The organism is Deltaproteobacteria bacterium, from assembly GCA_017302835.1.
Classification (GTDB): domain Bacteria; phylum Bdellovibrionota; class Bdellovibrionia; order Bdellovibrionales; family Bdellovibrionaceae; genus UBA2316.
Genome location: JAFLCC010000031.1, coordinates 1 through 12,540, shown reverse-complemented (window position 1 = coordinate 12,540; position 12,540 = coordinate 1). Strand labels below are relative to the sequence as shown.

Genomic DNA, 12,540 nt, shown 5'->3' with positions numbered 1-12,540 from the left:
ACATGGAGTATTTTAAGCTTAAAATAATGCAAAAAGTTGGCTACCTAAACAGCCGTTTTGCCCTGCAATGGAAGTATGACCCTGAATCCAATTAAACCCCTATCCCCACAAAAAGAAGAAAGAGGCTGATCTTCGCCCAATTATTAAACACCTAATAGCCGAAAAATGTTCCTTTAAAAATCTAGCATCCCCTAACTTCTTACATTTACACATCCCTGGCATCGCAATTGTATTCCTACCTCTATAGGTTCATGTATGAAATTAATTGCATTTTTCATTTTATTTAATTTTTTCTCAGAAACATTGGTGGCCAATTACCATGATTACCCGACGCCTAATTCAGAAAAAATAATAATTAAATCCAAAGCATTTGCGGATAACTTAATAGCCGAAGTTCTTGAAAAGTATCCACAGATTGAAATAACTATTGGAACAAATCCAGATGAATATCCAAAACTTTTTGACTATTTAGTTGGAACAAGTACACAGAAAGATCTTCAACAACATTACTATTCCCTTTTTCACTCCCAAGATCTTGTTGATTGGATTCTCAGTCAACCTGAAAATTCTATTTATCCCCATGATATATTTCGTGAGGCCATTCGTATTAGGCAAGGAGATCTTCTAGCTGCAGTTATCACGATTCACGAAGTATTAAGAAATTATGCTCGGGGCTTAACGAGCTACACCCTAAAGCAAATTGGTCTAATGAAACGAAACGAAATATTTAATAAGTTAGTAGATATTCGGGGTGATCTATACGAGCGAGAACCTGGAATTTTGAAGGGCGATCATTATGGATCATAGTATAGATTATGGATACTGATGGCTGATCAAATCTATCGCACAAGACTTTTTTCGATGCCAATGATAGCGGGAAGTGCAGTTCTTGCAAGACAGCTTTTAGTAGCTAGCGCCGCTGAATTAGTAAAAACTCTTAGCGCTATATCAAAAGAGAGCCAGGACACCTTTGTTTTTGGTGATCCAAGAAAAATTGAAATTAATTTTAAAGGAGCTTTGATTGGATATTTTCTTGTTAATCGAGTAAAATACTTAAAAAGAAATCCTGCTGCCAGAGAGAAGCTTTTGACTCGCCGTAAAATCTACCTAAAGGGCAAGCAAACAATAAAGACTTGCGAAGAATTTTATTTGAATCCTTGAGTCAACAAGGGCTGTGAATCGACCTAAAGAAATCAAATGAGCTGCAACGATACGCCCTGCTATAAACAAGGTTCCGTTCGATTTATTACAGCTGAAATAGTCCCATCAAGAATGGGAACTTTTCTGCCAGAACTATCTATTCCCTGCAATAATAAATCAACTCGATGGACACCTGCAGCTTGAAGTCCATTGCCGCAAGAGTTTAAGGCCAAAGCCCACTTCCCTTTTTCACATTTGGCAATAGGTTTTTGTTGGGTTGCACCTGAGGTTGAAATTCCTATAATCGGCATAAAACCTGTACTTAAATTTGTCGATGCCGCCCCTTGAGGGATAATGGTAATTTGAATTTCACTATCTGTAGATAGCTTGATATCGCAATTACCACTGAGCTCTAATAAATTATCCAACTTCGAGAGAATAATGTCAGAGTTATCTTTTCTTTCAAAGGAAGGCATTGAAACATTTGATGTTTGCTTGCAGTCAGCCTTACTTGGATCACAACTGCTTTTATAGTCTCCAATGAGGGGGTTGACTTGAGAATTATTGCACGAGATCAAAAGAAATAAAAATGAAACATATAAAAAAATGGCTCCACCCATAGGTAAAGATTATTATAAAAATGAAATCTTTTAAAGACAAACCTATGCTTGTCAGGATTTTCGTCTCATAACAAGCCATCTTAGCTAGCTCCGCTTGTGCTTGTTAGACTTCGCCCTCTAACTCCTCGTCACTAGCAATATAAGGAAGCTCTTCTTCAGCTTCCTCAAAGTTAACAGAACTAGACTCATCTGGCTCTGGTTCACGTGCCGGCTCTGGACTCGCATCGTTGAGCTGCTTTCCCACAGCAATGGCTTCATCATAGCGAAGTAGCCAATTCTTATCGCGCGTGGAAACCTCTTCTCCCAATTCTAAGGCTTCCCTTATATTTTGAGCTTTTTCAAAATCTTTCTTTTCCTTTTGCCTTTGTTTTTCTTTTTCAAAAAAATCAGAAGAGGTTGTGATCTCACTTAATTCCTCAGTCAGCTTTGTTAGCTCTTCCTCACCTTGCGAGTAAGACATTTCTTCTCTATTCTGCGCCATAGAATCTGTGATAGAGCTCAGTTTTGTATTTTTAATATCATCATCCTCATGAATACCCTCAGGAAGTAATTCATCAATTTGAGCTAAGGTAGGTAATTCTTTGAGGTTTCTTAAACCAAAAATTTCTAGAAATTTTTTCGTTGTTACATACTGCATGGGCTTTCCTGGCAAATCACTTTTACCAGCAAAAGTAACGAGGTTTTTTTCCATCAGCGCCCTCAACAAATGACCTGATTCCACCCCGCGAATTTCATCAATTTCATGCTTAATTAAAGGCTGCTTGTAAGCAACAATAGCTAAAACTTCAAGGGCAGGACCCGATAACTTAAACGGCCTCGCCTTTAGGGTTCTTTTTAAAAAATTCATATTTTCTATTTTGGTTCGGAGTTGATAGCCTCCAGGAACTTCTTCCAATGTGATACCACGATGGCCACTGGCATAATCCAGTGCTAATTTAGAAAGAATTTTTCGTATTTTATCACCTTTAACATTGGTACCCTTAAAAACTAATTTAATGGAATGAACACTGACTGGTTTGTCTGTCGCAAACAACATAGATTCTATGATAGATTCAGCATGCTCATCTTCGACTATCTCTAAATCTTCAATATTTACGGGTTCAAACTCCTCAAGTTCTGTGCCTTCAATAAATTCTGGATTATCAGCAAACGCGTCCTCAGCATCTGAAAGGTCTACAGCTTCTGAATTTTCCTCTGAAGCAAAAGCCGCTTCTTCGGTAAAAAAATCCTTCGTAGGCTCTTCTAGCCCTAGAAAGAGTTGCTCACCTGGATTTTCTTCGAGAGTTTTATTCTTAGCCATGATTACTGCCCTCATCTATTCTTTTATCTGTCTCGTCTTTTTCTGCTAATAAAATCTCTTCATCACTAGCCATTTCCTCTTCTGAATACAATGGATTATCAGCATTGACTTCATCTGAGTTATCTTCTGCATCTTTTAACACAAACACTTCAGAAGAATCTTTGGTGTGATCTACATCTTCATGAGTTCCATCGAATAACTTGGAGGCAACTTCCTCTGAATTGAGGGTTTCATACTCTTCCACTCTCGAAACGGCATCCCCCTCTATAGGCTTTCTAAGTTCCACCCAGATATCACTATAATTTTCGCTTTGATAAAGGGATACAAAACCAAGCTTCCCCAACTCCAATAGACTCAAAAAAGTGATCAATATCTGTCGGGCCTGATCATCTAAGGTGTGAATGAGCTCATTTAAAGTCTTTCTTTGACCCATGACTAACATTTCTTTGATTTCTAAAATTCTGCTAGCAATGCTTTGCGCCTTAGCCGTCACTTGATGGATTCTTTTTTTTGCCGATCTCATGATCAGACGGTACATAGAAATAAGGGAAAATAGACCATTGTCCTCCACCTCTATTTCATCCATGGGCTCGTCAAGGCTTTCTCGAAAACCACGAGTCCACATTTCTCTTCCCACAAGAGGCCTTTCATAAAGAAGTCTGGCCGCCTCTTGATATTTTTGATACTCTAAAAGTTTTTGAACCAGTTCCTTTCGTGGATCTTCATTTTCAACCACTTCTCCTTTTTCGTCATATTGTGGCAGCAACATTCTCGACTTAATTTGAATAAGCGTTGCCGCCATCGCGACAAACTCTCCCGCTAATTCCAAGTCTAGTTCTTTCATTATTTTAATGTATTCAAGATACTGATTGGTAATTTCGTGGATCTTGATGTCAAAAATATCCATCTCATCTTTGCGTATAAGATAAAGCAATAAAGCTAAAGGACCTTCAAATTTTGGTAATTGAACGACAAGACTCATTCTATAACCATTTCATGTTATAACGAACGGATTCAAGTGTTTTCTGCGCCACATGTCGCGCCCTTTCACAATTATCTTGAATGACTTTATCCAAAGCAACCGTATCGCTGAGCAATTCAGCTTTTTTCTCACGAGGTTTTAAAGTCAATTTTTCGATATTCTCAGATAATTTAGCCTTACATTCCCCACAACCAATACCAGCACTTCGACAGCCACCAACAACCCACTTTAATTCTTCATCAGAAGAGTACAGCTTGTGAAAGGTGTAAACAGAGCAAATTTCAGGGTTACCTGGATTCTCACGGTAAGCCCTTTGGGGGTCAGTCACCATCATGTTCACTTTTTTCTTCAATGATTTTTCATTTTTTTCCGTCAGAAGAAGTGTATTCCCGTAGCTTTTAGACATTTTTCGACCGTCCAAACCAGGCAACAAAGGAGTCTCAGTCAATAAAGGTTTTGGCTCTGGCAGTCTTGCTTTGTAAAGATGGTTAAATCTCCGAATAATTTCTCTTGTAATTTCTAGATGGGCGACCTGGTCTTGCCCAACGGGAACCAAGGAACCACCATAAAGAGCAATATCAGCTGCCTGCAGCACAGGATAAGCTAATCTTCCCAAATTATGAGTATCCGTTTGTTTAGCTTCTTCTTCAGCATCTTTCCAGGTGGGAACCCGCTCCAGCCAACCCAAGGGTGTTAAGTTCGCAAAAATCATAAATAACTCTAAGTGTTCAGGCACTTTACTTTGAACGAACAAATGGCATTTTTCTGGATCTAAGCCCCAAGCTAAAACCTCTGCAAAAATTTCTCGACTCAGATGAGAAGTCTCGCTTGAATTTTTATAGGCCGTTGTAAGTCCATGCCAATCCATAATTCCAAAAAAACACTGATACTCATCTTGAAGCTTTAACCAATTTCTGATGGCTCCCCAATAGTTTCCAACATGAAGTTCACCCGTAACGCGAACCCCACTCATGACATTTTGTTTATTATTAGCCTGCATATTCCACCTATGTTTATCTTAATTTTTGTTGATTATCGTGCTAAAACAAGAACGGCCACATTGATTAACATTCGGGTTACCCATTGTACGGGAAAAGCAATGATAGCTCCCAGTCCCGACATAAAAATAAAAAGCAAAATCAATCCCGAAAGATGTTCGTTTTGCTCGAGTTTATAATTAATCTGTGCGGGAAGAAATCGAGCTAAAACTTTCCCCCCATCCAAAGGATGCAAGGGGATCATATTAAAAACTGCCAAGGACACATTTGTAATTATAAACATTGTAAAAATCTTTTTCAAAACATCTTGCATGCCAGAATCAACTTTCAACATAACAAACACATAAAAAAAGGAAGAGATAAACGCCAAAAGCAAATTAGAAAGCGGCCCCGCTAAAGCAATCCAAAACATATCTTTTCTTGGGTTTTTAAGGTTTCTTATAGAAACGGGCACTGGTTTTGCCCAGCCAAAAAAGAACGAAGGACCTCCCTGAGATATTGAAAAAATGGAGATCAATGGAAGGATGAGGGTACCGACGATATCCATGTGAACCAACGGATTCAAGGTCAGCCTTCCCATCATTTCGGCGGTCCTATCCCCTTTTTGTTTCGCCACCCAACCATGGGCAAATTCGTGAAAGCAAAGCGCGAATAAAAAAGGAAAGAAAATCAAAAAAATATTAGCAATAATCTGCATTATGTCCATTCCGACAAATCTATTTAAAATCTCATTTAATGTCCATATAAAAAATTAAGACCTTAAAATAAGGAGCTCTCTTTTGGATTATAGATTTTGATATAAATTTCGAAAGTATTAAAATTTCCCAACTAATCGAGTCAAAGGAAAATCATAGTTTTCCAAATTAATATAAAGTGTATATTGCATTTATTTAACGAAAGGTTCTTATGTCTGAAATGAAACATTCCCCACTCACTTTACTTTCCGAAGATGAATCCGCCTTCAGAGAAGCTGTTAGGGCTTTTGCAGAAAGCGAAATCAAACCCCTTGTAACTCAAATGGATGCGGACGCTCAGATGCCAGAGAGTTTAATTAAAAAATTTTTTGAAATGGGTTTAATGGCGATTGAAACCCCTGAAAAATGGGGAGGTTCTGGCTCCACTTTTACGATGGCCTGCTTAGCTGTTGAAGAATTAGGTCGCGTTGATGGCTCTGTGTCTGTTCTTGTAGATGTTCAAAACACCCTCACTACGAATGCTTTTTTAAAATGGGGCAGCCCTTACCTTCAAGAAAAATATTTACCCAAATTAGCTAAAGATTCCATCGGAGCCTATGCTTTATCTGAAAGTTCAAGTGGTTCCGATGCTTTTGCCTTAAAACTCAAAGCAGAACTTAAAGGTGACAAGTATATTTTAAATGGAACAAAATTATGGATTACAAATGCCGCTGTTGCCGATGTTTTTATTGTTTTTGCTAATATAGATCTCTCTAAAGGTTACAAAGGGATCACTGCCTTTATAGTTGAAAAATCATTTCCTGGTTTTAAAATTGGCAAGAAGGAAGACAAGTTAGGAATTCGTGCGAGCTCAACTTGCGAGCTTTTGTTTGAAAACTGTGAGGTTCCCGTTAAAAACATCTTAGGAGAAGTTGGCAAAGGTTATAAAATAGCCATTGAAACTCTTAATGAAGGTCGTATCGGCATCGGCGCTCAAATGATTGGCATTGCCCAAGGTGCTTATGAGGCCACTTTAAATTATGTTAAATCCAGAGAGCAATTTGGAAAATCCATCAGCGAGTTTCAAGGGGTCCAATTTCAATTAGCGGATATGAGGATTTCTTTAGAGGCAGCAAGACTCATGGTCTACAATGCCGCTAGACTTAAAGATGCAGGTGCTGATTTTGTAGAGTCCGCGGCTATGGCAAAATATTATGCTTCAAAAGCCGCAGAAAAGATTTCATCTATGGCCATTGATTTATTTGGCGGGAATGGATTTACTAAAGAATACCCGGTGGAAAAATTTTGGCGAGACGCCAAAATTGGACAAATTTACGAAGGAACCAGCAACATGCAATTACAAACCATAGCAAAAATTGAACTTTCCAGGTAGTTTCCTTTAAAATATGTTTAACATTACCTTGCTATGTTTTCTTTTGTTATTTTCTCAATTCTCTCAAAGTGCCCCTTCCGAAGGGGCCAGTTTTAAAATACCTTATTATCAGCAATTTTTCGAGTTAAATCCCCAATCTTTAAAAACCTCCAGCGGTCAGTTTTTTTATCAAAACTTATTTCGTAACTTACTTTATTACGATAACGAAAAAGGTTTAGTTCCCGACCTAGCAAAAAAATGTCAATGGAAAACGGCCACCCATCTAAGATGCACGCTTAAAGAAAATCTCAAATGGAGTGATGGCACCGAGATCACGCCAGATCATTTTTATAATTCATATAAATCCTTATTAACCGGTTCCAATAATTACCCTAGAAAAGATCTTTTTGATAATATTCAAGGAGCAAAGGATTTCTCATCAGATAAACTGCCTTGGGCTCAAGTAGGCATTAAGATTAAATCTACAAATAAAAATAAATTTATAGAGTTTTTTCTTATGGAACCCGATTCTGATTTTGAATTTGCACTTTCTCAAACGATTACGGCCCCCCTCAAGGAGGGAAAAAAAATAGAAGATTTCAAGGCTCTTATCACGTCTGGTCCTTTCAAAATTAAAGATTATAGAAAAACAGATCAAAGAATTCTATTTGAAAAAAATTCTTTTTACCAAGGACAAAAAACCGATATTCCCATTCAGTGGGTTTACTTAACAGAGGACAACCTACAGGTCCCTCTTTACTTAAAAAACGAGCTCGATATGGTCCGCAGACTTCCCACCTCACAAATTCAGGAATGGAAAGACAAAAAGGATTTTTTCTCTCAGGAAATCTTAAGATTTGATTATTTTGGATTTAACTTAGAAAAAATTTCAAAGCCTCAACGTGAAATTTTTTTCAACTCGCTTTCTTTCTTAGAACTTAAAAAAATTTTCAATTCTCCTGGAAAACCAGGATGTTTTCAGCTAAGCAAAAAATTAACTGGAAAAGAAGAATTATGTTACGCCGAGAATAAACCCATCACTAAAGAGGATAAATTAGCAGTTAAAAATATAAAAGCTGAATTTTTACTTTCCCAATCTGGAGGAGAAGACCATCAGCGAGCTTCCGAATGGATGCAAAATCAATGGCAAGAAAAATTAAATATAAAAGTGGCTATCCGAATTATTGAAAATAAAATTTTTCTTCAACATCTAAAAACCAATCTGCCTGCGTTCTTTAGAAAAGGCGTCCCTCTTGAATCTTCTAGCTGTTTTGCCGCTTTAAAAATATTTCTGCCGGGATCTCCAGAAAATCTATCTAAGATAAATAACCAGACTTTAAATCAAATTATTTCTAAGCTTAAAATAGAAAAGAATATGAAAAAAAAACAAGAGCTTTGCTCAGAAGGCTTAAACCTTATTATGAAAGAGTTTTATATTTTTCCAACGGGAAGATTTGACCTTTCCTATCTTATTCGTCCTCAGTTTTCAGGTTTTAAGTTTAATCATTTAAATTATTTAGACCTCGGATCGCTAGAGCATCATCAGTAAATTCAACACTTAGATCCAATAGACTGTGGTTACTTAAATGACTCAGCTCTTCGTTACTTCCTTTTTGTCGTTCTTTTAAACAATTTGACTTTGTAAAAAGTGCCATAGTCAGCAACCCATCTCTAATGAAAAAAAAAGACTAAAGGATTAGGACTTAAATCCGATCTAGTTGTTAAGATTGAATTAAACCTTAACTCATACAAGGAGAAATCTATGGCAGAGAAAAAAGAAGAAAAAAAACAAGAAAACAAGCCGCTCACGCCGAGCAACGTGATTTCATTGGCAGACAACAGATGCAATGCCGAAGGATGTAAATCCAAAAGCAAACGCGCCGGATTTTGTAATGAACACTTCGACTGGTTCAAAGCCGGTTTAATAAACAAAGAAGGCAAACAAGTCGTCGATTTTGATAAAAAATATCAACACTTTATGTCAGCAAAGAAAGCCTCTTAAAATAAAAGAATATAACCCTTAAGTTGTCTTAGAATTCTTAAGGGTTATTTGACAATCCATAATGTCGCGCTATTCTTAGGGCCAACAAACTAAAGAATAGAGGTCGTTTTGAAAAGTGTGATTGTTACCGGAGCCAGCAGTGGGATAGGCCTAGCTACAGCTAAAAAATTTCATTCAGAAAATTATTTCGTGTTTCTTTTGGCGAGATCACAAAAGAGATTACAAGAAGTTAACCATCTTTTACCCCATTCAGAAATCATAACTTGTGATCTAACTGACTTTAATCAAATAGATCAAGCCATTGAAAAGACATCAAAAACCATCACTAACAAAGGCTTAACCCTGGAAGTTTTAATTAATAATGCAGGGATATTTCAGAGAAAACCTTTTGTGGATCAATCCATTAACGAATGGATGGATGTTTTTAGAGTTAACTTGATGGGCCCGATTTACTTAACACAAAAAGTAATTCCTTTTTTTATGAAGCAAAAAAAGGGTTCTATTATGATGGTCTCTTCCACTCTTGGACTAAAAACCTCCCCACAAACCGGAGCTTATTCTGCTTCTAAAGCCTCTCTGAATAGCCTAACCCAATGCCTAGCCTTAGAGCTAGCTGAATACAACATCCGCTGTAATGCGATTGCCCCTGGAATTGTGGAAACACCTATTCACGGTTTTGACAAAATGGATTCTAAGAAAAAATTAGAAACTCTTAATTTGTATAACCCTTTGCAGCCCTTAGGACGAATTGGAACCCCCGAAGAAATAGCCAATTCCATATTCTTTTTGGCCAGTGATCAAAGTTCTTGGACTACCGGCGCCATTCATGTCGTTGATGGAGGAATCAATTTACTATGATTATAGAGTCTTCCATTGAGTTTTCCTGTGCCCACTTCTACCATCAACCCTCTTGGACATTTAAAGAAAATGCAATTCAATTTGGCAAGTGTTTTTCACCATGGGGTCATGGGCACAACTATAAGCTTATCGTCTCCTATAAAATAGACACTTCCATTCATTTATCTCTCGACGACATCGAAGACACTTTGAACTCTCAAATTCACAAAATTAAGGAGATTCTTGATCATAGGCACTTAAATTTTGATATTCCTGAATTTAAAAAAACCATCCCCACAACTGAAAATATTTCACTCTATATTTTAAACAATTTAGAAAAACTCCCATGGGCTCAAGTTAATCAGGTAGTTTTGAAGGAATTGGATTCTCTTTGGGTAGAACTTCGGCTATAAGACCAGAATGGAACAAAGCCCCCATTTTAAACTAAGACAGAAAAACGAAAAGACAGAAAATCCTATTGGCCTCATCAGATTATCAAAATTAATGACTGAAAAAGGACTTTGCTCGCGCAGAGAAGCCGATCATCTGATCGAAAGAGGTTTGGTTTATGTTAATGGTGAGAGAATAAACACCCTGGGAACCAAAGTTTTTCCCAATGTCAGAGTGACCCTCGACTCTGAAGCTCTTCGTAGCCAAAAAAACCTCGTTTCAGTTATTCTAAATAAACCTGTTGGTATCGTTTCCAACATGCCGGAAAAAGACTACCAAGCGGCCATTGATCTTATCACCCCAGATCGAGCTTTTTTAAACACCCATAAATTATTGCCACCCACTTTTTGGAAAAACATTGATAATGGAATTAAAAACTTAGCTGTTGTCGGTCGCTTAGACATCGAATCTCAAGGGCTTTTGATACTGACCCAAGATGGCCGTTTAGTCAAAGCTATCATTGGCGAAGACAGTCATGTTGAAAAAGAATACCTAGTTCGTGTTAAAGGAATTGTTACGGAAGAAAACTTGCAACTTTTAAGAGAAGGTCTAGAGCTTGATGAAAAAAAATTAAAGCCAGCCATCGTCGAAAGATTAAATCAAGACCAATTAAGATTTATTCTTACAGAAGGTAAAAAAAGACAGATTCGCAGGATGTGTGAGCTTGTGGGTATTTCAGTTACAGGTCTGAAAAGAGTTCGTATCGGAAAACTGAAACTCGGCCCTCTTCCCGAAGGTTTCTGGAGACCCATGACCGATGACGAGAAAAAATACTTCATATGAAAGCTCTCTTCCTTTTCTTCTTTTTTGTAATAGCATCATGCTCTACAAAGCCAAAACTGACTACAAAAGACAATTTTGAAAATGATCCAAACCTGAATGAACTCGAAAAATCAGAAATTCGCGACTCAAATTACAATAAAAACTGGAAGTTCGAAAAAATTGAGGAGCTCTATACTAACCTAAAGCTCAAGCCTTTTTATTTTTTAGATAAATTATTAGACCGCGCGATTGCCGAAAAAAAATGGGATAAGGTTGAATTCTATGCTTTGGATTATTTAAATACAGCCAGGCTCTCCTCAATTGAATTCTTTTGGACCATTCAACGATTCCTTATACACTGAACCTCTTTTTGAACTATTTAAGCTCGGAGAAAGGAACAGTCTCATTGAATTTGCCCAAAATTGTAAAAAATTTCTAAAAGATTCTTCAGAAAAAGAGACCCCAGAAAACCACAAACTTCATGAAAGCGTCTCAAAATGGAACATTGATTCTATGGATCGATTTATCAATCAAATCCAAACAAATCAAACTCCAGATTTTAAAAATTACTAAATTATTCATTTTCAAAATATTTTTGATCACTTGTTTCTGTTGAGTTTTCAGAGGAGTTTACATTAGAGTTTAAAGAGGAAGACAAATCTTTGTCTTGCACCACCATCTCCTCTGTGTTGATATTTTGCACTGGCAAGGCTGCTGTTGCCGTCTTCGATTTTTTTGCAGGAAGCGACTTCATCGTTTGCTTAGTTAGTTTTTTATCTTTTTTTGTTCCCTTTTTTAATTGTATTGCCATAGAAGCTGGCTCACTTCCTTCTTCTGAATTTTTGCTTGGAACTATTTTTTTTAATTCTTTGTCGTAGTGACTTTTTAATTCAGTTAGTTTTTCTTGATATTCTTTTCTAATCTCATCTATTTTTTGAGAACGAACTTCTTTTACACAAGATTGATAAGTATTTATAGCCGCTTCCTTAGCCTGAACCCTGCATTCAGAATCTAAGTTGTCTTGTGCTCCTGCAAGGAATGATAAACAAATCGAAAATATAAACATCTTTACCATAAACGCTCCTCAAATCTTATGACGTTAAAATTCACTCTTAACGATTCCTACAAAAGAGATGCCTGACGAAGGCTTTTTTGATCCACTTTCAGTAAAAATAAATGTAAATCTTTTTCAGAAGTGACAAAAATCGTCTCACTGTCTGATTTGCAGTGGACCCTCTCTAACAAATCATGGGGTTAGGTTACATGCCAAAACCACTTATTCGTGTTAATATTTTTAGAGTTAAGTAGTCCACAGCGCTGTAAGATCTTGTTTTGGAAGGACATTTCATTAGTATAGGTATAGCCGACGCGCTTGAGAACTTTAATTTTGTTATTTATTCCTT

15 protein-coding genes are annotated in these 12,540 nt (G+C 37.0%); 9 read left to right on the top strand and 6 right to left on the bottom strand.

Annotated features, from left to right (window positions below):
- Window positions 1-255 precede the first annotated feature (255 nt).
- A complete protein-coding gene (locus tag J0M15_16805; protein MBN8538711.1) occupies window positions 256-807 on the top strand; it encodes a hypothetical protein in 552 nt (183 codons plus the stop codon).
- Window positions 808-825: 18 nt separating this feature from the next.
- Window positions 826-1,161, top strand: a complete 336-nt coding sequence (locus J0M15_16800) for a hypothetical protein (GenBank protein ID MBN8538710.1) — start codon at window positions 826-828, stop codon at window positions 1,159-1,161.
- Between the two features lie 59 nt (window positions 1,162-1,220).
- On the opposite strand, the gene J0M15_16795 is transcribed toward J0M15_16800, so the two are convergent.
- The 5 genes from J0M15_16795 to J0M15_16775 form a co-directional block, all read right to left on the bottom strand.
- Window positions 1,221-1,760 (bottom strand): hypothetical protein, encoded by a 540-nt coding sequence (locus J0M15_16795; GenBank protein ID MBN8538709.1) that lies wholly within the window; start codon window positions 1,758-1,760, stop codon window positions 1,221-1,223.
- A gap of 103 nt (window positions 1,761-1,863) precedes the next feature.
- Entirely contained in the window at window positions 1,864-3,075 is a 1,212-nt protein-coding gene (gene scpB, locus J0M15_16790) for an SMC-Scp complex subunit ScpB (protein ID MBN8538708.1), read from the bottom strand.
- Complete coding sequence (locus tag J0M15_16785; GenBank protein ID MBN8538707.1) at window positions 3,053-4,042, bottom strand: segregation/condensation protein A; 990 nt, start codon at window positions 4,040-4,042, stop codon at window positions 3,053-3,055. The genes scpB and J0M15_16785 overlap by 23 nt, the downstream gene beginning before the upstream one ends.
- A 1-nt stretch (window position 4,043) precedes the next feature.
- Window positions 4,044-5,042 (bottom strand): tryptophan--tRNA ligase, encoded by a 999-nt coding sequence (gene trpS / locus J0M15_16780; GenBank protein ID MBN8538706.1) that lies wholly within the window; start codon window positions 5,040-5,042, stop codon window positions 4,044-4,046.
- Between the two features lie 32 nt (window positions 5,043-5,074).
- Entirely contained in the window at window positions 5,075-5,746 is a 672-nt protein-coding gene (locus J0M15_16775; GenBank protein MBN8538705.1) for a site-2 protease family protein, read from the bottom strand.
- Between the two features lie 200 nt (window positions 5,747-5,946).
- On the opposite strand from J0M15_16775, the gene J0M15_16770 reads away from it, so the two are divergent.
- The 7 genes from J0M15_16770 to J0M15_16740 all read left to right on the top strand — a co-directional run bounded on the left by J0M15_16770 (window position 5,947) and on the right by J0M15_16740 (window position 11,499).
- Window positions 5,947-7,107 carry an acyl-CoA dehydrogenase gene (locus J0M15_16770; protein ID MBN8538704.1) on the top strand — a complete coding sequence of 387 codons (1,161 nt, stop codon included), beginning with the start codon at window positions 5,947-5,949 and terminating at the stop codon, window positions 7,105-7,107.
- A 13-nt stretch (window positions 7,108-7,120) separates the two neighbouring features.
- Complete coding sequence (locus tag J0M15_16765; protein MBN8538703.1) at window positions 7,121-8,635, top strand: hypothetical protein; 1,515 nt, start codon at window positions 7,121-7,123, stop codon at window positions 8,633-8,635.
- Window positions 8,636-8,848: 213 nt separating this feature from the next.
- Window positions 8,849-9,088, top strand: a complete 240-nt coding sequence (locus J0M15_16760; protein MBN8538702.1) for a hypothetical protein — start codon at window positions 8,849-8,851, stop codon at window positions 9,086-9,088.
- A gap of 108 nt (window positions 9,089-9,196) precedes the next feature.
- On the top strand, window positions 9,197-9,946 hold the full coding sequence (locus J0M15_16755) for an SDR family oxidoreductase (GenBank protein MBN8538701.1): 750 nt from the start codon (window positions 9,197-9,199) through the stop codon (window positions 9,944-9,946).
- Window positions 9,943-10,338, top strand: coding sequence for a 6-carboxytetrahydropterin synthase (locus J0M15_16750; GenBank protein ID MBN8538700.1), 396 nt, complete (start codon window positions 9,943-9,945; stop codon window positions 10,336-10,338). Before J0M15_16755 ends, J0M15_16750 begins: the two co-directional genes overlap by 4 nt.
- A 7-nt stretch (window positions 10,339-10,345) precedes the next feature.
- The gene (locus J0M15_16745; protein ID MBN8538699.1) at window positions 10,346-11,158 is read left to right on the top strand and encodes an rRNA pseudouridine synthase; all 813 of its coding nucleotides are present in this window, start codon (window positions 10,346-10,348) and stop codon (window positions 11,156-11,158) included.
- Window positions 11,155-11,499: a hypothetical protein gene (locus tag J0M15_16740; protein MBN8538698.1), complete on the top strand. Its 345-nt coding sequence runs from the start codon at window positions 11,155-11,157 to the stop codon at window positions 11,497-11,499. The genes J0M15_16745 and J0M15_16740 overlap by 4 nt, the downstream gene beginning before the upstream one ends.
- A gap of 212 nt (window positions 11,500-11,711) precedes the next feature.
- On the opposite strand, the gene J0M15_16735 is transcribed toward J0M15_16740, so the two are convergent.
- Complete coding sequence (locus tag J0M15_16735) at window positions 11,712-12,212, bottom strand: hypothetical protein (GenBank protein MBN8538697.1); 501 nt, start codon at window positions 12,210-12,212, stop codon at window positions 11,712-11,714.
- Window positions 12,213-12,540 lie beyond the last annotated feature (328 nt).